The following is a 22,885-nucleotide window of genomic DNA, read 5'->3' as shown; positions in this document are numbered from 1 at the left end:
TGACTTTCAGCTATTTATTAGACTCGTGAGCGCGTCGTTATGAAAAAAACGGACTGGCCCATTCGCTGGGATTTGCTGCTTCGCTACCGACTGATTGAAACCATTGCCTTGTGGGAAGGTCGCCTGACCACCAACCACATCTGTCACAGCTTTGGCATTGGTCGTCAGCAGGCATCCAAGGATATCAACACCTATCTGCGCGAAATTGCCCCGGGCAACCTGGTCTATGACCGGCACCTGAAAGGTTATGTCCCGGCCGCCAACTTCCAGCCGGTGGTTACCTGCGGGCTGGTGGCTGAATACTGGGATCTTCTGGCACGCCAGCAGAATCTGAGCGCCACCTTCGAATCCCTGAATATCGGCTTGCCCGAGAGCACCATCGTGCAGGGCCCGAACCGGGTCATCTCCCCGGAAACCATGCGCGCGGTGGTGCTGGCGACACGTCACGGCCGGCAACTGCGGGCCAGCTACGTGTCCTTGAGTCGTCCGGAAGCGGTCGAGAGCATTCTCGAGCCCCATACCCTGGTGTGTACCGGCAACAGCTGGCATCTGCGGGCCTGGTGCGAATCCAACCGGGAGTTCCGGGACTTCGCCCTGAGTCGTTTCCATCGGCCGCCCGAGGCGCTGCGCCAGCGCGTCAAACGCGACCGCCAGCAGGACCACGACTGGAACCGCGAAGTCACCATGGTACTGACTCCGGATCTGCGCCTGACCGAAGCCCAGCAACGCATCATCGCCCGGGACTACGGCATGGAGCGAGGCCGGCTTGAGGTCAAAACTCGTGCGGCCCTGGCGCCTTACGTGCTGTCCCGCCTGGGCATCACCCTGGACAACCAGCATCCGGACCCTCTGGTGCAGCAGCTGGAGCTGGCTAACCCGGACCAGTTGGGCTTTGGCAGCAAGCGGGAGCGGGCACTGAAAGCGGTAGCCGGCGTCTGCTAAACTGACGGCGTGACCGCAACCCGCATTCTCCTTCGTGCCATCGCCCTGGCGCTGTTGTTCCTGCCACTGGCAGGCGCGGCAGCGGCGTCCTGTGGCGACCCGGCCACCCCCATTGCCCGTATTCAGGGCGCCGGTGACCACTCGCCCATGGCGGGCCAGACCGTCACTGTCGAAGCCATACTGAGCCAAGATAGCCGTCACCAGGGCGGTTTTCAGGGTTTCTACCTGCAGCAGGCCGACCACCAGACTGACTCCGATCCACGCACCTCCGAAGCCCTGTTCGTGTACACCCGCCGCAGCCTCGGTGAGATCGGTGATCGCCTGCGCATTACCGGTACCGTGAAGGAGTTTCACGGGCTCACCGAACTGGTCGGCATCAAGGCCATGACCCGGTGCGGACGCGAGCCAGTGCCAGCCCCCATTGTCCTGACCCTGCCCTGGCCACAGCCGCCGGAAACCCTGGAAAACATGCGGGTTCGCTTCGAACAGCCGCTGACGGTGATCGACAGCCACAATCTTGGCCGCTACGGCGAACTGACGCTGGCCCGGACCGATCAGGTCAACGCCACCGAGTACCTGGAGCCCGGACCGTCGGCCCAGCTAGCCCCCGAGCGCCAGCGCCTGCAGCGGGTGGTGCTGGATGACGGCCACCGGCAACAGCAGCCTCGGCCAGTACCCTGGCCGCCGGGTGGGCTGACAGCCGACAACACCGTGCGTGCCGGCGACCGTTTCGGTCAGCTAGTCGGCGTTCTGGATTTCCGCTTCGGCGACTGGCGCCTGCAGCCCCAGGCAACGCCGGAACTGCTGCCGGCCAACCCCAGGCAGCCGCCGCCGACACGCCCTGAACAGCCACACCTGCGCCTCGTCACCCTGAACCTGGCCAATTATTTCAACGGCGATGGCGACGGCCAGGGTTTTCCCACCAGCCGTGGTGCCAGTTCCCAGGCCGACTACGAACACCAGCACCAGCGCCTTCTGGCAGCCTTGCGGGCACCGGATCCGGATATCCTGGCGCTCACCGAATTGGAAAACGACGGCTATGGCGTCGCCAGCTCGGTAGCCGACCTGGCCGAGGCTCTGGGGCCAAGCTGGCGCGTGGTGACCACCCCTGGCGCTGATGGCCAGGATGAGATCCGAACGGCACTGCTGTACCGCTCCGATCGAGTTCAAACCAGTGGTCATGCCAAGCGACTGACCAGCGGACTGTTCCGGCACCGGGGTCGGCCACCGGTGACTCAGGTGTTCCATGCCAAAAACGGCGACACCGGGGTTCGGATCACCGCCCTGCACCTGAAATCCAAGTCCTGCCGAGGTGCCACCGGCGCTGATCGGGATCAGCACGATGGCCAGGGCTGCTACAATGATCGCCGGGTTCAGGCCGCCGAAGCCATCGTGCAGTGGCTTTCGGAATTGCCCGCGCCCGACAATCTGGCGGGCACCCTGGTCACCGGCGATCTCAACGCCTACGCCCGGGAAGCACCGCTTGAAGTGTTTCGCAGCGCCGGCTTTACCAGCATGGTGCACCAGCTTCAGCCCTGCGATGCCCGCACCTGCCCGCAGTACACCTACCGGTACAAGGGCGCCCGGGGCTCGCTCGACTACGCGCTGGCATCCGCTTCCTTGCAGCCACGAATCCTGACCGCCGCCACTTGGCTACTCAACGCCGACGAGCCCCGGGCCCTGGCCTATGACGGCCCGCTGGACGTCACGTCAACCCTGCCTTGGCGCTCCTCCGACCACAACCCGGTAATCACCGACATCCGACTCTGACAGTGACCAAACGGCGGCGCCGAACTGTGGTCGCTTTCTAGCTGCTTTCTAGCTGCTCTCTACCCACTCTCCGACCATTCTGTGTCCGAACTCTGGTTGTGGCCTCATCGCCACCGATGGTCGGCTCACTGGCCAAGGCTCCGAGGCCCACAGTGGATAAACTGGGCTTCATGCTTCTGCTACCAGAGTGATCATACCCATGCCCATGAACCTGCCAGCACCCAACGTGTGGCCCATTGCCAGAACCGGTCAGCGACTGCTGCATCTGGCCAAGCGCCGGGTAGCCACGGTGGATGACCACCGCATGGTCTACCTGGAGCGAGGCACCCCGGGGCCAGACCGGCCAACCCTGGTGCTGATCCACGGCTTCGCCTCCATGAAGGAAAATTGGGGCTTCTGGCTGCCACGCCTGCCGCGGCACTGGCACCTGCTGGTCCCGGATCTGCCAGGTCTGGGTGAGAGCGAATACCAGGTCGACGCCAATTACGGCTACGAGGCGCAGGCCCGGCGGCTCCGGGACTGGCTCACCAGTATGCCCATCGGCAACCTGCACCTGGTCGGCAGTTCCATGGGCGGCGCCATTGCCGCCGTGCTGGCCCACCAACTCGCACCTGCACCGCGCTCACTGACCCTGCTCAACAGCGCCGGCATTCCGGAGCGCCCGGACAGCGATCCGGAGGCGCGTTTCGAAGCCAATGGTGATCACCTGTTGATCCCCCAGGACTGGAAAGGCGTGTATCGCATGTTCAACAGTGTGGGCGACGGCAAGGCAACCGTATCCGGGCTTGCAATGACCGCGCTGCTGGGGCCGGACCTGCTCCAGCGAGCCCCGGCCCTGCGCCATATATTCCGGGACATGGCCGCCGATGGCCTGGCACCGGTGCGCTACCTCGGCCCCTCGACGCCACCATTGCAGGTGCAGTGGGGCGACCGGGACCGGATCACCCCAACTCGCTGTGTCGACTGGTTTGCCACCGCAACACCCCAGGCCGAGGTGCACGTCTTTCGCGGTATCGGCCACCTGCCAATGCTGGAAAACCCGAGCCGCTCGGCCCGGGTCCTGCGCGACTTCGTCAGACGCCACGACCACTGAGCCCACACCCCGCTGTTGTTCACCAGGGGCCTGTCCGAATGGGTCAATTGGCCCGTTTGGCCCAGCCCTCTGTCAGCGGGGTCATGGGGAAGCGGCACCGGTACACGTCATAATCAGTGGCTACCTAAGTGCTTTGATAACAACAACAGCCCGAACACGAGGAACTTCCATGCGCGCGTCCACCTCCAACGCACAGGATCTGGGCATGCCGGCCATCTACCTGCACCTGTTGGCCGACCTGCTGAACCGTATCGGTGTCGATGAGAAAGCCCTGCTGCTGAGGGTTGGTCTCGACCCGCTCAGACTGAATTCCCCCGACCTCAGGGTCAGCCAGGCTCAGGCTAGCGAATTTGTCACCCGGGCCATCATTGAAAGTGGCGAACCCGGCTTGGGAATCATGCTGGCGCGGGAACTGAAAATGCCCCTGCACGGCGCTCTGGGCACCGCGATCATGAGTAGCCGCACCCTGGAGCAGGCGCTTGAGCTGATGACCCGTTACCTGACACTGCGGGCACCAAACCTGCACGTCAGCACCCGGCAGAGCAGCGGCAACGCCGCCTATTCGGTGACCTGTGATCAGGACCTGGGACCATTGCAGGGTTTCATCATGGATGCCATGTTGTTTGGCTGCATTTTCATGGGTGCGCAACTGACCGGCTCCACCGTGCCGGGCTTCCGGCTATTGCGGCGGGGACCAGAGCCAGCGTTCTTCCATCGTTTCCGCCCGAAGCTGCCGGTACCGGTGGAATACGGTGCCATGGAGGACGCCCTGCTGATCCCGGTCAGCCAGCTCGGGATGCCGATTCGCTTCAGCGATGACCAGCTTGCCGAGTCCTCACGGGTGCAGTGCGAAGAAGCCCTCAGGCAATTAACAGAAGATGCAGGTTTTGCCTGCCGGGTAAGGCGGGTAATTGAGACCAGCTACCCGTTCCCGCCAAAACTGGCGCGAGTGGCCGCCACTCTGTTCGTATCCGAGCGCACCCTGAAACGTCGCTTGCAGGAGGAGTCCGCCAGCTTCCAGAACCTGGTGGACGAGGTTCGGTTGGAACGGGCCAAGGCCTTGCTGACCACCACCAGCATGAATCTGAGTCAGATTGCCGATGCGCTCGGCTACGCCGATGCTGCCAATTATACCCGGGCGTTCAAGCGTTGGACCGGAAGCAGTCCGAGCCGTTATCGCAACTGGGCACGGCAACCCAAGACACAGACAGCGCCGACGACAATCGCCGCCAGCGTCTGATTCAGCGGCTCAGTCGATACCGATGATCTTGTGCATCTGCAGGGTCAGGCGCCACTGGGGGTGAGTCAGGCAATACTCGGTGGCCTTGTGGGTGTTGCTCTGCTTGATCGGATCGGGGCCCGACCCGGGCTCGGTCGGTGATGCCATGGGCGAAAGGAAATAGTGCTGGGCGCGAATGTGCTCGAAGCGCTCGGGCATGGCCAGGACCTGGGGGTAGACCAGCTTGAGTTCATCGCAGGTTTCCAGCACCACCGGGGCGTCCGCCTTTGGGCTCACGCACAACCAGTCGATGCCTACCGGGGCCGGCAGGGTACCGTTGGTTTCCACCCCCACCTCGAAGCCTTCCCGGTGCAGGGCTTCGATCAGCGCAACGTCCAGCTGCAGCAGCGGCTCGCCGCCGGTACAGACCACGTAGGGGCGCCCGGGGGCATCCGGCCACAGGCAGCGGATGTGCGCGGCCAACGCTTCGGGAGTCTCGAACTGACCGCCGTTCTGGCCGTCAGTGCCGACAAAATCAGTATCGCAGAAACTGCACACTGCCCCGGCCCGATCCTTTTCCCGGCCGGTCCACAGGTTGCACTTGCTGAACCGGCAGAACACGGCAGCGCGACCAGCCTGGGCACCTTCGCCCTGCAGGGTGTAAAACGCTTCCTTCACCCGGTACATCAGGCGTTCTCCTCATACGCCAGTGGGTCGGTTACGCCATGGCTGGCGAAAGCCTCCAGGCGCTCGACACAGGAGCCGCAACGACCGCAGGCCCGCTCCCGACCGTTGTAACAGGTCCAGGTCTGGCTGTAGTCGAGGCCCAGTTTCAGCCCCTCGGCCAGAATTTCGCCCTTGTCCAGAGCCATAAACGGGGCTTCGACCGCTACCGGTTCGTAGTTGGCCACCCGGCATACCGCATCCATCTTCTCGACAAACTCAGGACGGCAATCAGGGTAGATGGCATGGTCGCCGCCATGGGCGCCGTACCAGACCGCGCCGGCGCCGACGGTGACGGCGTAACCGGTAGCCAGTGACAGCAGAATCATATTGCGGTTGGGGACTACCGTCGCCTTCATGCTGTCCTCTTCGTAGTGGCCCTCGGGCACGTCTACCTCCGAAGTCAGCGACGAACCGGCCATAACCTCGCCCATGGCCCGAATATCGATGACTTTGTGGGGAATGCCGAGGCTTTCACACACCGCCGCCGCAGACTCGAGCTCCCGAACATGACGCTGGCCGTAATTGAAAGACAGCGCATGCACCTGCAGGCCCCGGGCCCGGGCCACATGCAGCAGCGTGTAGGAGTCCATGCCCCCGGAATAGATTACAACCACGGTGTCAGTCATTCGGAATCCCCAGTCGGTGTGGTGCAGGTTCAATCGGCCAACGGCCGCGCCCAATACAGGTGGCTGTCATCAGGCTTTTACAATCAGTGGACATATTGTAACAGTGCACGCACAGGTTGGGTTCGCGTCTCACGACCGGGGCGGGTAAACTCGGCTAAAAACAACGCATCGACTACACTGAGCCCATGACCACCGACAGCCACCCGGCCTTCATTGATTTTGAGGCTTCCAGCCTCGACCTGATCGCGAGTTATCCGATTGAGGTCGGTCTCTGCATGCCCGATAGCACCCTTCACAGCTGGCTGATTGCCCCACACGTGCTTTGGCAGGACTGGTCAGACAGCGCCGAACGCATCCACGGCATTTCAAGGGCAACGCTGGAAGCCGAGGGCACCTCGGTGCGGGACGTGGCGCATCACCTTAACGAACTGCTACCAGAGCAGGTGTTTTGCGATGCCTGGACCTTTGACAGTTTCTGGCTGCATCGACTGTTCCGGGCGGCCAAGGTGCGGCCGGAGTTCCAGCTCGAGTCCATCTCTACGCTGCTGGACACTCAGCAGGTTCGGGAGTGGTCTGCAGTCCGTCAGGAGGTCATTGTCGAGTTGGGTTTACCGGTGCACCGGGCCGCCAACGATGCCCTCATCCTGCACAAAACCTGGGAACGGATCAGGCCAGAAGACAGCGCGCCCCTACCATCGGCGGATCACAGCCACCAGGCCTGATGCGGCCCGAGAAATTCGGCCGTTAGTGGCGGACGCCTTTTGCCCGCAGTGCAATCACTTCCAGACCATCCCGAAGGGTATTCAGGGTCCAGTAGGTCACCAGCGCCATCAGGCCTGCACCGGCAACGGTAAAGATAAGATCTTCGCCAACGGGCTTTTCCTGGGCCAACACCATGTACAGTGCCAGGGCGGCGATGAGGGCAAGTTCGATAATTACGTGAGAGCGGAATTTGTTCCGGATAGAACCGGCTTGGTCGGTCATTTGCTTAGCTTTCAACCTCGTTGAAATTCGATATGAATGATTAATCGATGTGCAAATTATCACCAAAAAAGCGTCGAAGTTCTGTACGAAGTAATGGCTACGAGGTTTCCACTATCAAAAAAAACGCAGCCAAAAAGGCTGCGTAGAAAGGAGAGATCCATGCAGTTTCTGGCTCACCAGAATCTGTGGATTGCACAACGTAAAAACACGTGACGCTGAGAATTATCCCGATGGCTCCTCACGCTGTCTGTACGGGTTTGCCGAAGCTCCCAGACTCTTGCAAACCCGTAACTAGCCTATACACTGATGGGTGAACCAAACCACAACGAGCCGGTATGTCCGAGATGATCACCAAAACCTGTTTCCAGTCCGCTACAGATTGCCGCGTCGTGCAATCTGAGCGCGCTATGGTGAAAGACATCTAACGGCTTTCGGTCAGTCCCGGGAGCCTCAGCAGCGACCGGGTCAGCTTCTCCGCAAGAACCCCGGTTGCCCAGGCTCCGGGGTTTTGTTTTTGCAGCCGCAAAACGACAAGGAGAACATCATGAAAAGACAACCCACACCACGTGCAGCGAACCAGCCCGACCACCGTTCCGGCGCCCTGAAACGCCCGGCCAAGCTGCCCCTGCTGGATGCGATCTGCAAGAAACTGAACCAACGCGTTAACCTTGACGACGAACAGCGAGTACTGGGTGTGTACGAGCGCGGCTGGATCTTCAAAGGCGTGCTCGGCAATCTCGATGGCGCTGAGGCTCGTTATGTCAGGGCCCTGGCCACTCGCTATAACTCCTGGATTGCCCGCCAGGTGGCCTGAACTACAACTCAAGGCCGGTCCTGTCGATCAGGACCGGCACGGCTTCAGAGCGGCTATTTCAAGACCGCTAATGGTGCCGGTTGAATTCGAGCACCACCGTCGTCTCACCGCCGTGTACCATGGCATAATTGTTGATCACATCGTGAATCTTTTCCTGGGAATAAGGCTTGACCACGTAGCCATTAGCGCCGGCACTGATCGCCCGCTGGATGCTTTCGATGGAATCGTCGGCGGTCACCAGCACGATGTGCTGCTCGGCCCGAACCGTCTTGAACGCCTGCATCAACTCGTGCCCGTTGCCGTCCGGCAGCCCCAGATCAAGCAGGATAATCTGAAACTCCTGGTCCGCAAACGCCGCCTTAGCCGCCGCCGCATCAACACAGGCAAACACCTGAGTGGCACCGGCCTGATAGAGCATGTTGACCAACCGTTCCCGCATGATCGGCTCGTCTTCGACTACCAGCACCCTGAGCTCACTCATTGATTGTCTCCTTCCGTTCTCTTACGCCCGGTCATTGTCTGAGTCCCTCATAGCGGATCATTGCCCGATCGTCGTGGCAGATCAAGCGGGCTCGGCCGAGCTTCGTCGGCGTGCTGGCCACCGGTCGACGCGTCGCCGTAGTCCGCCCCTGAATCCACCCCTTCGGTACCAAAACGGGTCAGGATATTGCTGATACTGACCGCCGTGGAATACAGGGAGATAGCGATAATCAGCAAAATCGGCTGCACAAACGCCACGAAACCGGGCACCTGGGTACTTCCCAGTATACTCAGCATCAGAATAATCGCAGGCCCCAATACGGCAAACAGCGTCAGGGCGATAAAGAACACAATCCGTTCCTTGTACCGACCCAGATCCCGGTTGGTCACCAGACCCAGCACAAACTTGCCAATCGCCAGGCCGGCCAGGATGGCCGCCGCAATACTCAGGTCCGGGCGCATCAGGGTCTCATACAGCCGGCCATCCCAGAGCCGCTGCATGCCCAGCACAAGAAACGGAAAAAGCACGAACAGAATATCGGCGTAGGTGCCGTACATCATGCTCAGGGAATACTGTTCGCTGCGGGGGTGCCTGTCATTCATTGGCCAGCTCCTGTCATTGTTCTGAGAAGTGCGATCGGGTCGACATGGCGGCTGCCGAACACGCTTGTTCAATCATCGCATTGAGCCCATCCAGCTCTCCGCGAACCTGCTCCCAATCCGGAGTCTCGGTTTTCAGCAGGGCTTCAACCGTGGCCGCCTGCTCGGTCATTTTCGGGTAGCCCATGGCCCCGGCCGTACCCTTGATCTGATGCGCCTCGGACTTCAGGGTCTCGACATCGCCGTAGGTGCAGGCCGAGTTCATGCGCTGCCGACGCTCCGGCAGGCCCGCCAGGAACTGGGGCACCAGACGTTCAATATCCTCGTCCTCGAGGTCGTGCCTGACACTGCCAGTCTGAGGTCGGAGGTATCTTTCCAGCAGCGCCTGCACGTGCCCATGGTCGATGGGTTTGTTGAGCACGTCGTCGCACCCGGCCGCCAACAGGGCGTCGCTCTCCTTTTGGTCGCCGGCGGTGAATGCAATGATCGGCCGGCGGAAACCGGTCTGGCGCAGCAGCCGGGTGGCGGCAACCCCGTCCATGCCTGGCATGTGGCTGTCCATCAGTACCAGATGGATGGACTCGGACAGGGCCCGGCGCACCGCGTCCTCACCACTGGCCACCGCCAACACATCCAGGCCCTGTCGGCCCAGCATCCGCTCCACCAGGCGACGGTTGTCCTCGTTATCCTCGGCAACCAGCACCCGGCCTTTGAAAGCACGCGCCGGAAGCTCCCCTGACTCGGGCGCACGCTCCAGATATCGAGCCAAAGCCTCGTAGAAGCGCTGTTTATCAATGGGCTTGGCCAGATGCTCGTTGCACCCCGCCAACCGATAGTCCGCAATGTCCTCGGCCATGACGTTGGCAGTGAGCGCGATCACCGGCGTATTGATGCCCGCCTCCCGCAACGCAGCAGTGGCGTCCCGGCCATTCATCACCGGCATTTGGATATCCATCAGGATCAGGTCAAAGTAGTCGCGCAGCGCCAGTTCCAGGGCCTCGGCGCCATTACCAACGTGCACCAGTTCGGCGCCGGTCCGCGCCACCAGCAGCGACACCAGGCGCCGATTGGTCTCGTTGTCCTCGGCACAGAGGATGCGCCCGGTCAGCCTGGGCGCCAGCACCATGGGGATGGATCGCCGGCGCTGACTCAACTCGGAGGCATCACGCAGGAAGTACACGTCGGCCAGGGCCCCGGTGCGAATTGAAACCTCGAATTCACTGCCTTCACCGTAAGTGCTGCGCACCTTGATGTCGCCACCCAGCATTTCTGCCAGGCGCCGGGAAATGCTCAGCCCCAGCCCCGTGCCCCCATACTGCCGGGAGATGGCGGCGCTGCCCTGGGCAAAGGGATCAAATAACCGGCCCAGTTGCTCCGGTTTCATCCCGATGCCGGTATCGACCACCCGGGCAATCAGGATTTCGCGTACGCAATCACATCGAACAATCAGGGAAATCGAACCATTTTCGGTGAATTTGAGCGCGTTTCCGCACAAATTTATGATTATTTGTCGCAACCGGGTGGGATCGGTGAGTATCCGCTCCGGTAACGGGTATTCACAGACAATGCTGAACTCGAGACCCTTCTCCCGGGCTCTCGGGGCGAAAAACGCGCGGATTTCATCCAGCAGCTCCGGCAGGTCCACCGACACCACGTCCACGGCCAGTTTGTTGGCGTCGATCTTGGAGTGATCCAGGATGTCATTGACCAGTTCCAGCAGGTGCCGGCCGCTGCGTACCACGGTTTCCGCGCTGCTGCGCTTTTCCTGGGGACTCAGGTCCGGCTCCAGCAAGGTCTCGCCGTAGCCGATGATCGCCGCCAGCGGGGTCCGGATTTCGTGACTCATATTGGCCAGGAACTGGCTCTTGGCCTCGGCCGAGTTGCGGGCCACTTCCTTTTCCAGCCGCTCCTGTTCGCGTTCGCGCTCGATCCGCTGGCGCTGACGACTCTCGGTTACATCGATGCAGGTGCCTTCCAGATGGGTCGGCTCGCCCTTGGCGTCATAAACCGTGTGCAGGGAAACGTTGGCCCAGCGCTCTTCGCCGTCACAGGTCAGGTACCGGGTTTCCACGCCCTTGATCGTACCCTCGGCTTCCAGCTGCGCCACCACCCGCTGTCGGACCTGATCATCGACGATGCAGGTTTCCAGCACGTCTAGGTTACGGGCCAGCAGATCGCGGGCACTGCTGTACCCCATCAGTTCCGCCATCGCCGGATTGACGGTGATGAAGCGACGGTCCGGAGACATCTGAAAGACGCCCTCAATGGCATTATCAAACAGCGACTGATACCGCTGCAGGTTCGACAGCGCCCGCTGGCTCCAGCCCAAGGCTTCGCCCTGAACCTGCTTGATCCGGTCGGCCAGGGCAAATGAGAACAGGATGATCTGGGCGGTCAGCCCGATCTGTGGGGAGTAGTTGGTCAGGGGGTTGAGCGGCAGGAAGCCCATGACTGTAAGGCCATAGACCCCGATGCCAATCAACGCCAGGGTCCAGGCAAAGAAGTAGGAGCGGGCGGCCGGGTTGTAATAGCGCCAGGACAGATAACTGACCACGATCAGAATCAGACTGAGCACCACCGAGCCAATAACGACCCACTCCATCGCCACCTTATAGGGAAGAAACAGCGACAGCACTCCGGTTGCCACTACCGAGTACAGGCACAATCGCAGCACTTGGTCGAGATCGGCCGAGCGTTCCGGGGTTTCAAGCAGGTGGCGGGCCATGAGCAGGCCCCAGAACCAGGTCATGATGATCTGGAAATGCAGGTAGGCCTTGTCGAACATCGCCGGTCGGCTATCCAGCAACTGGATCCCATGCACCTGTTCCGTGACGATAAAAATCGCCGCAGACACCAGGTAAAGCACGTAGTAGATGTTACTGCGCTCGCGCACCGAAACCGCAACGAACAGGTTATACGCAAGGATGGCCAGCACGGCGCCTAACAGCAGTCCCCGCACCACCTCGTCCACAGACACCCTCTGGATGTAGATATCGGGGTGCCAGAGACTGATCGGCAGGCGAAAGGTATTGGTGTTGGTGACGCGAAGGTAGACAATATTGACCGCCTCCGGCGCCAGGGAAAGTCGAAACGCGGGGTTCGGGACTGCAAGATCTCGCTCAGCCCAGTTGTCCTGATAGCCGGCGCGGCCCTGCTGCACCACCGTGTCACCCTGCATCAGGTACAGTCGCACCTCGTCCACCAGAGGCAGCGCCAGCTCGAGGATCCAGTCGGTGGCCGCGGCGCTGCCAAGGGTTCGCACGTCAAACCGGACCCAGTAAGCCGATTCGGTGTAGCCGAAGTTGAGGACGCCCCCGTCGTGCCGGATAAAGGCACCGAGACCGCGATCCTTGACGGCATTAAAACCCAGCTCCTGCCGCGGATCTTCCAGGTACCAGATGCAACCGCTAAGGTCCCGGACGCTGGTGGTACTGCTGTTCAAAATCAGGGTGCCGTCACGACAGGCAGACTGGGTGGAGGCCGACGACGACAGCGACGCTGTCAGCAGGATCAACAACGCCACCAGAACACGCATCGCAGCGCGAATCACTGGAGGAAGTGTCGGATGATGCCGATGCCGCAAAATGTGATCTCCGCGCGGGCAGATGCCTGTCTTATCGTTTATTGTCAGCATTCACAGCGGGGCCGAGGGTCCCGCGGATAATCACTTTAGCGGTTTACCCGCGTTCGCGCACCTCAGAGTCCGACGAAATGAGACATTTGAGTCACTTCACCCTGGTCGCCTTTCGAATTGCCTGCATGCCAATGGTGCTTTCGGGCTGTGGATCCGAGGATTCCGGGCCAAGCGCCTTCAACCCCGCCACCAATGTCGATGTCACCTTTTCGACCTTTACCCTGACCGAGGCCACCGACATCCTGCTGTTCAGTGATCTGGTTCTGGCGGTAGAGCCGGCCGACAGTGGTGACACCGCAGCCCAGGCCAGGGCAGCAGGCATCCGCACCCAGCTCGCCGTTTTTCTGGGTCTGACCTATCCGGACGACGCCCCGGCGACCATCGCCTCAGTACGCAACCCGCTGGACCTGGTGCACCGGGTGATTGGCGAGAGCGCAGTCGGCAATTTTATTGATGGCCGGCGATACATGAGCGAGCGCATTGATGACGGTCAGGCTGGCGAGTACAGCAACACCACCAACAACGTCTCGATCCGCTTCACCGATCGCCAGGCGCTGACAGACGGACTGGGCGTAACCGAGTACAACTGGCGTTATCCAATCGTGAAGTGGGTGTACACGCCAGACAGCTCCAATCGAGTCATCCGGGTGATCAACTGGGTGGCCTCCGGGTCGTTCGAGCCAAATACCACTAACCCAAGCGCCACTCTCGGCACCGAATACCTGGCCCGGGATTTTCAGACGTCCGGATACAATGATGGCGCCAGGGCCCACACTGAGGGCAGCATCGTGATCAAGGGTGAGCGGGAAATGGCGTTTGTCCGGGAGTATCAGGGGCTCAACATCGACACCGTCCGGATCGACGGTACCGCAATAGGCACCAACGGGGGCAGCGAAGGGGGTCCGGAATTCGGGTTCGCCGGGGAAACCGTAGACTGTCTGCGCATTGAAATGAATTACGCCAATCCATCGGTTGCGGTGTTCACCTCACTGGGCGAACCACCGAGGCGGGACGATCCGGACAACCCCGGCCAGACCGAGGCCAATCCGGATTATTGCCTGAACCTGGACACCGCAACGTCCAGCTACGCCACCGCACCTACCGGGCTGCGCAACTGATGCGGCCCTGGCCGGTTAGTTCATACCCCGGTCAATGAGATCCCAGTTCTGCAGAAAACCTTTCTTCTGGTCAATCATGCGCTCGTAGCTGGAAATCATGAACCCGACGTGGGGTGCCCGGGTCAGACGCAGGGTTTCGATGCGGCGTTGCAGCCGTTCAACTTCTGAGCTGACACGCTGGTGCACGTGGTCGCGGACACTGTCGTGGTGATCGAGGTCCACCGTTCGTTCGATCTGGCCCTGGTGGGCGGGCGTGGGTGCTGGTTTGTCCATTCGGTATCTCGTCCAGTGAGTGTTGAAAAGGTCCATCTCCCAATTCCGGAGTGTGCCCAGCTACCCCGCCAACTGCAATAAAAATGAACAGAGTTTCACTTTTATCCAGGGGCTGGTATTGGCCACAGCTCTCCCCACGTAACCAGTCCTGCTATAGTTCCCTTAATAACTCCCTGTATTGTCCGGATTTCGTCCTCCGGTTTCACTCACCGCCCATCCACCGTCCGAGAGTGACCATGCCACAGACCTCCGTCGCCGACACCCTCCGTGAATACCTGTCCCTGCTGGAACTGCTGGATGACGCTTACTGGGAAGCCGGTAGCATCCATCACAAGGACATGCTGTACGACATCATCAGTATTTTCAGTCAGGAAGTGTCTGAAATGAACAAACTCAGCGTCCAGGATCATCACTACCCATACGAGGTCATCACCGAGGGTATCCGGCGGGTGGTGCCCAAGCTGGAACGACTGGATGAAAACCGTGAGGATGTGATTCAGCGGACCCAGACACTGACCGACTTCCGCGACATCCTGTCGTCAGTGCTGGGCATTCTTGAAGACCAGTTGAGAACGCTCTGACCCAGGCGGCCTTACGCCGCCACCAGTGGCCGCTGGTTCTCGGGAATCAGCGGGAAGTTCTTGCAGACGGTGTAGACGAACTTGGCCAGTGCCGGCAGGTGGTGACCAACAATCGGGAAGCCGGTATTCAGCAGGCTGACCGAAATATCCCGCGCCGGATCGGCCCAGCACAACTTGTTGATCAGGCCGATGTGGCCAAAGGCATCGCGACTCTGCGGCCCCCACAGGCCTACCGGATTACCGCCCAGCATCAGGCCCGCACTGAAGCGCATCGGAATCATCATGGTTCGGTCGATCTGCAGTGAGCCAAACTGCTGAATCGCGCGCCGAACCGTCATTTCACTGCAGACCCGCTTGCCGTTCCAGGTTCCGCCATTGAGCATCATCTGGTAGAACCGGCCCATTTCCTCGGCGGTGCCAACCAGGTTGCCCGCGGGAATCACCGCCTCCTGGAACCGGGGATCGTTGGTGACCTTTTCCACTGTGTGGATGTCACTGCCCAGGGCACGATTGACGATCCAGGACACCGGGAATCGGGGGGTTGGGCCGGTGGCGTAATTGCTGGCCAACTGGTGCAGGTGCTCCGGAGCAATGCCGTAAGTGAACCATTTCATGCCCATGGGCTGGCGCAGGTGTTCGTCCAGAAATTCCTCGATGCTGCGGCCGGTGACCTTTTCCAGCACCCGCTGCAACACGAAGCCGCCCGTGATGGCGTGATAGGCCACCTTGGCGCCGTCGACTTCCACTGGTTTCGCCTCGCACAACAAGCGCCAGATCTCGTCCTTCTGCCAGAGCACGTCAATGGGGGTATCACGGGGAATTGCGGGAATACCGCCGCGGTGGGACAGCACCTGATGCACGGTGATGGTGCGCTTTCCGCTCTGGGCAAACTCCGGGCAGTAGTAGGCCACCGGATCGGTCAGGTTGACCAGGCCCTGCTCCGCCAGCATGTGAATCAGCAGCGCCGTCACCGCCTTCGAGGCGGAGAAATAGCAGATAGGCGTTTCCGTGGTCATCGCCGACTTCAGGACGCCTTCACTGTCGTTCGGACCATTGCCGGTGGCGTGTCCGAGCGCCCGGTGCAATACCTGCTCGCCCCGGTGCCGCAGAGACAACTGCAAGCCCGGATGCACGCCGGTGCGATACAAAGCCTCGGCACTGTGCCAAATGTCATCGAGCGTTTCCTGGCTGACACCGACTGCGTCCGGGCGTTCGCCGGCGGCATCGCGATAGGTAACGGTGGACAGGTCGGCGGGGACTTTGCAGGTGTGCAGGGCACGGCGTGCTATACGGTTCATCCAGGTACAACCTTAGTTCAAAGAGGTTATTGTTGTTGCGGGTTCAAGCGTCATTATGAACATGGGGGGAGAGGTGCGCCATAGAAACGCAGTTGCGACCACGATCCTTGGCCCGATACATGGCGCGATCAGCGGCGGCCCGCAGTTGGGCAGCGGTCAGGCCGTGGTTGGGGAAGACCGCCACCCCAACACTGATGGTCAGGCGAACGGAGCTACCGTCCCCCAATGATTGCGGCACCGAGCTTACCAGGGTGCGAAGGCGTTCGGCGGTTTCGTGGGCCTCGTTCACATCCATCTCCGGCAGCACGATGACAAACTCCTCGCCACCAAACCGGCCCACCAGGTCGACACTGCGAACACTGTCCAGAAACAGCTTGCTGACCGCCTTAAGTACCGAATCGCCGGCAGCATGACCATAAGTATCGTTAACGTCTTTGAAATGATCGAAATCGATCCAGAGTATTGCCAGGGAGCGTTGGTAACGCTTGGCTCGCTCCAGTTCCTCGTCCAACAGCCGCGATAGCTCGCGGCGATTCAGCAACCCGGTCAGGGAATCGCGGGTTGCCAGCTCTGCCAGCTCGCTTTCCAGCTTCTTGCGTTCGGAAATGTCCAGCACAATCCCTTCCACCACGGCTTCACCGTGATCATCGATCACACCCCGTCCGCGCTCCCAAACCCAGATCTCACGCTTGTCTTTGCGAATCAGCGCGTACTCCACCGAAAACGGCTGATCGGCGGTCAGGGCCTCAGAAATAATCCGACCCACGCGTTCGCGGGTGGCGGCATCCACCAGGTCCGAATAACCCAAGCGCCGGCTGGCGATCAGCTCTGACGGCTCGTAACCGGTCAACTCGACGCAGCCGTCGGAGACAAACAGCAAACTCCACTGATCGTCGCGCAAACGGCGATACGCCATACCCGGAAGGTTGTCCATGAGTACCGTGAGCTGGCGCTCCCGACTGCGTAACGCCTGGCGTTGACCGTGCTGCAAGGCCAGCAGGGCGCGATCCTTGTGCAGTTGCCGGAGCAGAGCGGTGAACAGCACCAGGCCCGTGACCAGAATAAAGAAAAAGCCCTTCCAGGTCTGGACCCGTGACAGGGTGGCCGCGTCTTCGAACCACGCCTCGACGACTCGATCCGAGAAGGCAATCCAGGCAAACCCGGCGACCAGGTATATAAATGCCGCCCAAAAGGCACGGCGCGCAGGCAGCGAGCGATTGAAGATGGGGCGATCGTGGGTTCGGGTCATTGGTTGTTCGCGTCAATGTGTAGCGCCAAAATTAGCGTACAGAATCCGTAGCTGGCTCTAAAAATAGCCATCACAAGGGTGTAAGTCGAGCCCTGGGTGCGCTCCGGGCACAGGCTACCTAGCCTGACTGTGCTAAATTTTAATGTGATTGAAACCACCAGGAGCGTCCATGACCCCGGGAATCAACGCCGCCAGAACAGCCAGGGTAGACCATGACATCCACGAATACCCGCACGATTCGGCTAGCGAAAGCTACGGCATTGAAGCGGCAGAGAAGATCGGGGTCGAGCCCGGTCGTGTCTTCAAAACCTTAGTGGTTGCGTTGGACGGCGGGGAACTGGCGGTTGCGGTGGTCCCGGTAACCGCCCTGTTGAGCATGAAACGGATTGCCCGCGCCGCCCGGGGTAAGAAAGCTGCCATGGCGAATCCGGACGCAGTCCAACGCAGTACCGGCTATGTCATGGGCGGCGTCAGCCCGCTGGGCCAGAAGCGCCGGCTAAAGACTTTTATCGACGCCTCGGCCGAAGCTTATGACACGATCTTCGTCAGTGCCGGCCGGCGCGGCCTAGAGATAGAGTTGGCGCCGCGAGATCTGGCAAAGCTCACCGACGGCCGGTTCACAACACTGCAACAGGAATAGCAAGCTAACGCCCGTACACTGCGCAACGGACGTGCTTCTGATCGGTGGCTTTTGAACTGGCTGGCCCACCCTTGACGTTATTGCAGCTCCGCCACGCTGGGGAAGTTGGCCGGGGCATTGAGGAGGAGAAGGACGAAGACTAAGAACAAAAAAACCCGGAAAGCCAACAGGCCGTCCGGGTTTTTTGATCGATCCGGCCAAAACCGGATCTGGATCCCTCGACGCTTACTTCACTGAAGCACGGGCGTCAGCAAGGATCTTGTTCAGCGTGGCGCTGGGCTGCATGACTTCGCAGACGCGCTCCGTCGGCGGGTGGTAGTAACCACCGATGTCGGCCGGATTGCCCTGAACGTCGGTCATCTCCTGCAGGATCTTGTCCTTGTTCTCTTCCAGCTGCTTGGACAGCTTGGCGAAGAACTCTTTCAGATCCTTGTCGCTGTCCTGCCTGGACAGCTCTTCCGCCCAGTAACGGGCCAGGTGGAAGTGGGAGCCACGGTTGTCGAGCTCGCCGGTCACACGGGACGGTGACTGGTTGTTCTCGAGCAGGCGCTCGGTGGCCTTGTCCAGGGTCTGACCCAGCAGCCGGGCGCGCTCGTTGCTCTGCTTCTCACCCAGTTCGTCCAGGGACACCGCAGTCGCCAGGAATTCACCGAGGGAATCCCAGCGCAGGTGGTTTTCCTGAATCAGCTGCTGCACGTGCTTGGGCGCGGAGCCGCCAGCACCAGTCTCGTACAGGCCACCGCCGTTCAACAGCGGCACGATGGACAGCATCTTGGCGCTGGTGCCCAGCTCCAGGATCGGGAACAGGTCGGTCAGGTAGTCACGCAGTACGTTACCGGTCACGGAGATGGTGTCGAGACCGCGAATCAGGCGCTCCATGGTCCAGCGGATGGCACGGACCGGCGACATGATGTGGATTTGCAGGCCTTCGGTGTCGTGCTCTTTCAGGTAGGCCTCAACCTTCTTGATCAGCTCGGCGTCGTGGGCACGCTCGTCATCCAGCCAGAATACCGCCGGCATGCCAGTGGCTCGGGCGCGGCTGACGGCCAGCTTGACCCAGTCACGGATCGGCAGATCCTTGGTCTGGCAGGCGCGCCAGATGTCGCCTTTCTCAACGTTATGCTCGGTCAGCACGGTGCCGTCTTCGGCAATCACACGAACAACACCCTGTTCCTTGATTTCGTAGGTCTTGTCGTGAGAACCGTACTCTTCGGCTTTCTGCGCCATCAGACCAACGTTCGGTACCGTGCCCATGGTCGTGGGATCGAATGCGCCGTGGGTCTTACAGAAGTTGATCACTTCCTGGTAGATGGTGGCGTAAGTGGACTCCGGCATGACCGCTTTGGTGTCCTTGAGCTTGTTGTCCCGCGCCCACATCTTGCCGGAGTTACGAATCATCGCCGGCATGGAGGCGTCAACGATAACGTCGCTCGGTACGTGCAGGTTGGTGATGCCCTTGACCGAATCAACCATGGCGATTTCCGGACGGTGCTCGTAGCACGCGTGCAGATCTTCCTGAATCTCTTCCTGCTTGGACTCCGGCAGCTGCTTGATCTTCTCGACCACGCTGGACAGACCGTTGTTCGGGTTCACGCCGATCTCATCGAACAGCTGGCCGTGCTTGTCGAACAGGTCCTTGTAGAAAACCTTCACCGCGTGACCGAACACAATCGGGTGAGAGATCTTCATCATGGTGGCTTTCACATGCAGCGAGAACATCACGCCGGTCTTTTCGCAGTCTTCGATGGCATCTTCGAAGAACTTCACCAGTGCGGTCTTGCTCATGTACATGCCGTCCAGAACTTCACCTTCCTGCAGCGGCAGCTCGGATTTCAGTACGGTCTGTTTGCCCTGCTTGTTCTCAAACACGATGCGGGCTGTGGTGGCCTTGTCCAGGGTGACGGACTGTTCGCTGGAATAGAAATCGCCACCGCGCATGTGCGCCACGTGGGTGCGGGAAGCCGGGCTCCACTCGCCCATGGAGTGCGGGTACTTGCGGGCGAAGGCTTTAACGGCAGCCGGCGCGCGGCGATCAGAGTTACCTTCACGCAGTACCGGGTTTACAGCACTACCCAAAACCTTGGCGTAGCGGGACTGAATCTCTGTTTCTTCGTCGGTGTCCGGGTGCTCTTTGTACTCCGGTACATTGAAGCCCTGCTCGTTCAGCTCTTTGATGGCGGCACGCAGCTGCGGGATGGAGGCAGAAATGTTCGGCAGTTTGATGATATTGGCGTCTGGGTCTTTGGTGTACTCGCCCAGCTCCGCCAGTGCATCCGGAACCCGCTGACCTTCTTCGAGGAAGTCCGGGAAATTCGCCAGAATACGCGCCGCGAGGGAGATGTCGCTGGTTTCAAACTCGATACCGGCCGGCTTGGCGTAGGTTTCCAGGATAGGAAGAAGTGACCGTGTTGCGAGGGCAGGGGCCTCGTCGGTCAGGGTATAGACAATCTTGGCTTTGGATGATGTCATTTTCGTCCTCAGGCTAATGGGTGGGTTCAGGACGGTCATGCCTAGGTCTGGCGTCTTGTGAACGGCTTACCCGAGCGATGACTGATTAGGAACTTTTGATAGACCTACTAAGATACCATTTTTTGGCGATTTGGGGTTACGATCTTAGTATAAGAACGGAGTAAAAGTTCGCTAATTCCCGTTACAGGACGATGAAATGCCTCGAATTTACGAAACTTTCGTACATTCTGGATTCGAACCTGGAGGGTCGCGGTGGAGTTGCCGGTCTCCAAAACCCGCTCGAGCACATCCCTGTGACGCTTGAGCTCCGCCATCCTTGGCTCCGCACAGTTTTGGACACCGGCAACCCCACCGCTCATCCGGCTTGGCCGGTTTAGCCTTTCGGCAGCAGCTCGGCTGCTGCCAACTGGTCACGAATGTGGTCCAACGCTTCCGGGTTCGACAGGGCATCCCGGTTATCCGCTTTGGTCGAGCCGTTGATCAGGCGGGCCACCGCCAGTTCTACTTTCTTACCGCTACGGGTGTAGGGGATGTCCGCCACTTCGACGATGTGCTTGGGCACATGCCGCGGGCTGGCGCCTTCGCGAATGCGGGTGCGTAGCCGTTTCATCAGGTCCTCGGTCAGGCTCTGACCTTCCGCTGGGACGACCAGCAGTACCACTTCCACGTCGCCTTCGATCTGGCGGCCGACGACCAGGCTGTCTTTCACTTCCGCAATGGTCTCGACCTGACGGTAGATTTCCGCAGTACCGATGCGGACACCGCCCGGGTTCAGGGTGGCGTCGGAGCGACCGTAGATGATGGCGCCGCCGTGTTCGGTGAATTCGATGAAATCACCATGGGCCCAGACACCGGGGAAAGTCTCGAAGTAGGCGCCGCGGTAGCGGGCGCCGTCGGTGTCGTTCCAGAAGCTGACCGGCATGGACGGCAGCGGCTGTCGACAGACCAGCTCCCCCCGGCCATCGGTAACCGGCTGGCCATCGTCGCCGTAGGCAACCGCATCAACGCCCAGGAATCGGCACTGGATCTCGCCGCGGCGCACGGCCAGCAGCGGTGTGGCACCCACGAAGCAGCCACAGATGTCGGTGCCACCGGCGATCGAGCCCAGAAGCACGCCGGGGGCGCCATCCTTATACACCCAGTCGTAATCTTCCGGTAGCAACGGCGAACCGGTGGAGAACAGTACCCGCAGATCTTTCAGATCGAGATCCCGGGCCGGGGTCAGCTCGGCCTTACGGCAACCGGCCAGAAAGCGGGCACTGGTGCCGAAGTGGGTGACCTTTTCAGTGGCAACGGTTTCCCACAGGGCATTCAGGCTGGGGTAACCGGGCGAGCCATCGACCGTGATTACGGCCGCGCCGGTCATCAGCGCGGAGGCCTGCCAGTTCCACATCATCCAGCCACAGGTGGTGAAGTACAGGAACCGGTCTTCCGGGCCAACATCGCCGTGCAGCATCAGTTCCTTGGCGTGGTTGACCAGCAATCCGGCAGAGCCATGGACGATGCACTTGGGCTGGCCGGTGGTTCCGGAGGAGTACAGGATGTAGACCGGGTGGTCCGGATCCAGCGGCGTGAACGACGGCGCCTGGCCGGCACCGGCGGCAATGGCCTCATCCCAGGGCGTGATCAGCGGCCCCGGAATCGGCGCCTGGTCTTCCAACTGGGCCACACTGACCACGCATTTCAGGGAGGGCAGGCCGGCGACCAGTTCGGCGAAATCATCCTGGCGGGCGAACACCTTGCCGCCGTAGCCGTAGCCATTCACCGCGATCAGTGCCGTCGGTTCGATCTGACTGAAACGGTCGAGGATGGCGCCTACACCAAAGTCAGGAGAGGCCGAGCTCCAGATAGCGCCCAGGCTGGTGGCGGCCAGCATACCGACCATAGCTTCGTAACCATTGGTGACCACGCCCGCCACCCGGTCGCCAGGCTCAATGCCCTGCGACTTCAGGAAGGCTTCCAGGGCGCCGACATCGGCTTTCAGTTCGGCGTAGGTGCGGCGCAGAACCGGCCGGGTTTCGCAGTAGGCCACCACGGCTTCGTGGTTGGCGTGCTCGCCGTCCGCCAGCCGTAACAGGTTGGCGGCAAAGTTCAGCTTCATACCCGGGAACCACTCAGCGCCCGGCATGTCGCGCTTGCCCAGCACCCGTTCGGCGGGCTTATCGCTGACCAGGCCGCAGTATTCCCAGACCTTGGCCCAGAAGGTTTCCAGATCGTCGATCGACCACTGGTGCAGGGCATGGTAATCCACAAACGGGCCATAACCCTGGCCTTCCAGCCAGGCGATAAACTGGCCCATGCGCGAATGCTGGAGCATGGCCTTTGAGGGCGACCAGACGACCGGCGCTTGTTCTGTGTGACTCATCCGT

General features: G+C 60.8%; 20 protein-coding genes. 9 read left to right on the top strand and 11 right to left on the bottom strand.

Going from position 1 to position 22,885, the window contains the following annotated elements; all coding sequences use genetic code 11:
- The first annotated feature begins 39 nt into the window (after positions 1-39).
- The 4 genes from FCS96_RS07880 (at position 40) to FCS96_RS07865 (ending at position 5,045) form a co-directional block, all read left to right on the top strand.
- Positions 40-942: a helix-turn-helix transcriptional regulator gene (locus tag FCS96_RS07880; RefSeq protein ID WP_138439815.1), complete on the top strand. Its 903-nt coding sequence runs from the start codon at positions 40-42 to the stop codon at positions 940-942.
- Between the two features lie 9 nt (positions 943-951).
- Positions 952-2,712: an ExeM/NucH family extracellular endonuclease gene (locus tag FCS96_RS07875; protein ID WP_323053726.1), complete on the top strand. Its 1,761-nt coding sequence runs from the start codon at positions 952-954 to the stop codon at positions 2,710-2,712.
- Positions 2,713-2,911: 199 nt separating this feature from the next.
- Entirely contained in the window at positions 2,912-3,805 is an 894-nt protein-coding gene (locus FCS96_RS07870; protein WP_323053725.1) for an alpha/beta fold hydrolase, read from the top strand.
- Positions 3,806-3,974: 169 nt separating this feature from the next.
- Positions 3,975-5,045 (top strand): AraC family transcriptional regulator, encoded by a 1,071-nt coding sequence (locus FCS96_RS07865; RefSeq protein ID WP_138439814.1) that lies wholly within the window; start codon positions 3,975-3,977, stop codon positions 5,043-5,045.
- A 9-nt stretch (positions 5,046-5,054) separates the two neighbouring features.
- On the opposite strand, the gene queE is transcribed toward FCS96_RS07865, so the two are convergent.
- Entirely contained in the window at positions 5,055-5,711 is a 657-nt protein-coding gene (queE, locus tag FCS96_RS07860; protein ID WP_138439813.1) for a 7-carboxy-7-deazaguanine synthase, read from the bottom strand.
- Positions 5,711-6,376 carry a 7-cyano-7-deazaguanine synthase QueC gene (queC, locus tag FCS96_RS07855; RefSeq protein WP_138439812.1) on the bottom strand — a complete coding sequence of 222 codons (666 nt, stop codon included), beginning with the start codon at positions 6,374-6,376 and terminating at the stop codon, positions 5,711-5,713. The genes queE and queC overlap by 1 nt, the downstream gene beginning before the upstream one ends.
- A 185-nt stretch (positions 6,377-6,561) precedes the next feature.
- Here queC and FCS96_RS07850 point away from each other — a divergent pair, with 185 nt between their 5' ends.
- Positions 6,562-7,098, top strand: coding sequence for a 3'-5' exonuclease family protein (locus tag FCS96_RS07850; RefSeq protein ID WP_138439811.1), 537 nt, complete (start codon positions 6,562-6,564; stop codon positions 7,096-7,098).
- Between the two features lie 22 nt (positions 7,099-7,120).
- Here FCS96_RS07850 and FCS96_RS07845 read toward each other — a convergent pair whose 3' ends face one another.
- A complete protein-coding gene (locus FCS96_RS07845; RefSeq protein ID WP_138439810.1) occupies positions 7,121-7,360 on the bottom strand; it encodes a hypothetical protein in 240 nt (79 codons plus the stop codon).
- A 544-nt stretch (positions 7,361-7,904) separates the two neighbouring features.
- Here FCS96_RS07845 and FCS96_RS07840 point away from each other — a divergent pair.
- Positions 7,905-8,174, top strand: coding sequence for a hypothetical protein (locus tag FCS96_RS07840; protein WP_138439809.1), 270 nt, complete (start codon positions 7,905-7,907; stop codon positions 8,172-8,174).
- A 67-nt stretch (positions 8,175-8,241) separates the two neighbouring features.
- On the opposite strand, the gene FCS96_RS07835 is transcribed toward FCS96_RS07840, so the two are convergent.
- The 3 genes from FCS96_RS07835 to FCS96_RS07825 are packed head-to-tail and all read right to left on the bottom strand — an operon-like array spanning position 8,242 to position 12,789.
- The gene (locus FCS96_RS07835; protein WP_138439808.1) at positions 8,242-8,655 is read right to left on the bottom strand and encodes a response regulator; all 414 of its coding nucleotides are present in this window, start codon (positions 8,653-8,655) and stop codon (positions 8,242-8,244) included.
- Between the two features lie 47 nt (positions 8,656-8,702).
- Positions 8,703-9,257 (bottom strand): hypothetical protein, encoded by a 555-nt coding sequence (locus FCS96_RS07830; RefSeq protein ID WP_138439807.1) that lies wholly within the window; start codon positions 9,255-9,257, stop codon positions 8,703-8,705.
- A gap of 13 nt (positions 9,258-9,270) precedes the next feature.
- Positions 9,271-12,789 (bottom strand): response regulator, encoded by a 3,519-nt coding sequence (locus FCS96_RS07825; RefSeq protein WP_228264076.1) that lies wholly within the window; start codon positions 12,787-12,789, stop codon positions 9,271-9,273.
- Positions 12,790-12,965: 176 nt separating this feature from the next.
- Here FCS96_RS07825 and FCS96_RS07820 point away from each other — a divergent pair, with 176 nt between their 5' ends.
- On the top strand, positions 12,966-14,006 hold the full coding sequence (locus FCS96_RS07820; protein ID WP_138439805.1) for a hypothetical protein: 1,041 nt from the start codon (positions 12,966-12,968) through the stop codon (positions 14,004-14,006).
- Between the two features lie 15 nt (positions 14,007-14,021).
- Here the strand turns inward: FCS96_RS07820 and FCS96_RS07815 are convergent, their stop codons facing one another.
- Positions 14,022-14,279 (bottom strand): hypothetical protein, encoded by a 258-nt coding sequence (locus FCS96_RS07815; RefSeq protein WP_138439804.1) that lies wholly within the window; start codon positions 14,277-14,279, stop codon positions 14,022-14,024.
- A 236-nt stretch (positions 14,280-14,515) separates the two neighbouring features.
- On the opposite strand from FCS96_RS07815, the gene FCS96_RS07810 reads away from it, so the two are divergent.
- The gene (locus FCS96_RS07810) at positions 14,516-14,860 is read left to right on the top strand and encodes a hypothetical protein (RefSeq protein ID WP_138439803.1); all 345 of its coding nucleotides are present in this window, start codon (positions 14,516-14,518) and stop codon (positions 14,858-14,860) included.
- An 11-nt stretch (positions 14,861-14,871) separates the two neighbouring features.
- Here FCS96_RS07810 and FCS96_RS07805 read toward each other — a convergent pair whose 3' ends face one another.
- Together FCS96_RS07805 and FCS96_RS07800 are read right to left on the bottom strand one after the other, a co-directional pair.
- Positions 14,872-16,158 (bottom strand): serine hydrolase domain-containing protein, encoded by a 1,287-nt coding sequence (locus FCS96_RS07805; RefSeq protein ID WP_138439802.1) that lies wholly within the window; start codon positions 16,156-16,158, stop codon positions 14,872-14,874.
- Positions 16,159-16,201: 43 nt separating this feature from the next.
- The gene (locus FCS96_RS07800; RefSeq protein ID WP_138439801.1) at positions 16,202-17,407 is read right to left on the bottom strand and encodes a GGDEF domain-containing protein; all 1,206 of its coding nucleotides are present in this window, start codon (positions 17,405-17,407) and stop codon (positions 16,202-16,204) included.
- Between the two features lie 169 nt (positions 17,408-17,576).
- Between FCS96_RS07800 and ybaK the strand changes: the two genes are divergently transcribed.
- Positions 17,577-18,047: a Cys-tRNA(Pro) deacylase gene (ybaK, locus tag FCS96_RS07795; RefSeq protein WP_138439800.1), complete on the top strand. Its 471-nt coding sequence runs from the start codon at positions 17,577-17,579 to the stop codon at positions 18,045-18,047.
- 225 nt (positions 18,048-18,272) lie between these two features.
- Here the strand turns inward: ybaK and FCS96_RS07790 are convergent, their stop codons facing one another.
- Both FCS96_RS07790 and FCS96_RS07785 read right to left on the bottom strand, forming a co-directional pair.
- Positions 18,273-20,516 (bottom strand): NADP-dependent isocitrate dehydrogenase, encoded by a 2,244-nt coding sequence (locus FCS96_RS07790; protein ID WP_138439799.1) that lies wholly within the window; start codon positions 20,514-20,516, stop codon positions 18,273-18,275.
- A gap of 373 nt (positions 20,517-20,889) precedes the next feature.
- Positions 20,890-22,881 (bottom strand): acetoacetate--CoA ligase, encoded by a 1,992-nt coding sequence (locus FCS96_RS07785; RefSeq protein ID WP_138439798.1) that lies wholly within the window; start codon positions 22,879-22,881, stop codon positions 20,890-20,892.
- Positions 22,882-22,885: the final 4 nt, after the last annotated feature.

Origin of the sequence: Marinobacter alexandrii (assembly GCF_005871205.1) — a bacterium.
Classification (GTDB): domain Bacteria; phylum Pseudomonadota; class Gammaproteobacteria; order Pseudomonadales; family Oleiphilaceae; genus Marinobacter; species Marinobacter alexandrii.
The sequence above is the reverse complement of the archived record's forward strand: the minus strand, read 5'-3'. Positions and strand labels throughout refer to the sequence as shown.

What these genes read in the sequence shown, in the direction of transcription:
- FCS96_RS07880 (WP_138439815.1), top strand. Translation starts at nt 40, where the DNA reads ATGAAAAAAACGGACTGGCCCATTCGCTGGGATTTGCTGCTTCGCTAC.
- FCS96_RS07870 (WP_323053725.1), top strand. Translation starts at nt 2,912, where the DNA reads ATGCCCATGAACCTGCCAGCACCCAACGTGTGGCCCATTGCCAGAACC.
- FCS96_RS07865 (WP_138439814.1), top strand. Translation starts at nt 3,975, where the DNA reads ATGCGCGCGTCCACCTCCAACGCACAGGATCTGGGCATGCCGGCCATC.
- queE (WP_138439813.1), bottom strand. Translation starts at nt 5,711, where the DNA reads ATGTACCGGGTGAAGGAAGCGTTTTACACCCTGCAGGGCGAAGGTGCC.
- queC (WP_138439812.1), bottom strand. Translation starts at nt 6,376, where the DNA reads ATGACTGACACCGTGGTTGTAATCTATTCCGGGGGCATGGACTCCTAC.
- FCS96_RS07850 (WP_138439811.1), top strand. Translation starts at nt 6,562, where the DNA reads ATGACCACCGACAGCCACCCGGCCTTCATTGATTTTGAGGCTTCCAGC.
- FCS96_RS07845 (WP_138439810.1), bottom strand. Translation starts at nt 7,360, where the DNA reads ATGACCGACCAAGCCGGTTCTATCCGGAACAAATTCCGCTCTCACGTA.
- FCS96_RS07840 (WP_138439809.1), top strand. Translation starts at nt 7,905, where the DNA reads ATGAAAAGACAACCCACACCACGTGCAGCGAACCAGCCCGACCACCGT.
- FCS96_RS07835 (WP_138439808.1), bottom strand. Translation starts at nt 8,655, where the DNA reads ATGAGTGAGCTCAGGGTGCTGGTAGTCGAAGACGAGCCGATCATGCGG.
- FCS96_RS07830 (WP_138439807.1), bottom strand. Translation starts at nt 9,257, where the DNA reads ATGAATGACAGGCACCCCCGCAGCGAACAGTATTCCCTGAGCATGATG.
- FCS96_RS07825 (WP_228264076.1), bottom strand. Translation starts at nt 12,789, where the DNA reads ATGCGTGTTCTGGTGGCGTTGTTGATCCTGCTGACAGCGTCGCTGTCG.
- FCS96_RS07820 (WP_138439805.1), top strand. Translation starts at nt 12,966, where the DNA reads ATGAGACATTTGAGTCACTTCACCCTGGTCGCCTTTCGAATTGCCTGC.
- FCS96_RS07815 (WP_138439804.1), bottom strand. Translation starts at nt 14,279, where the DNA reads ATGGACAAACCAGCACCCACGCCCGCCCACCAGGGCCAGATCGAACGA.
- FCS96_RS07810 (WP_138439803.1), top strand. Translation starts at nt 14,516, where the DNA reads ATGCCACAGACCTCCGTCGCCGACACCCTCCGTGAATACCTGTCCCTG.
- FCS96_RS07805 (WP_138439802.1), bottom strand. Translation starts at nt 16,158, where the DNA reads ATGAACCGTATAGCACGCCGTGCCCTGCACACCTGCAAAGTCCCCGCC.
- FCS96_RS07800 (WP_138439801.1), bottom strand. Translation starts at nt 17,407, where the DNA reads ATGACCCGAACCCACGATCGCCCCATCTTCAATCGCTCGCTGCCTGCG.
- ybaK (WP_138439800.1), top strand. Translation starts at nt 17,577, where the DNA reads ATGACCCCGGGAATCAACGCCGCCAGAACAGCCAGGGTAGACCATGAC.
- FCS96_RS07790 (WP_138439799.1), bottom strand. Translation starts at nt 20,516, where the DNA reads ATGACATCATCCAAAGCCAAGATTGTCTATACCCTGACCGACGAGGCC.
- FCS96_RS07785 (WP_138439798.1), bottom strand. Translation starts at nt 22,881, where the DNA reads ATGAGTCACACAGAACAAGCGCCGGTCGTCTGGTCGCCCTCAAAGGCC.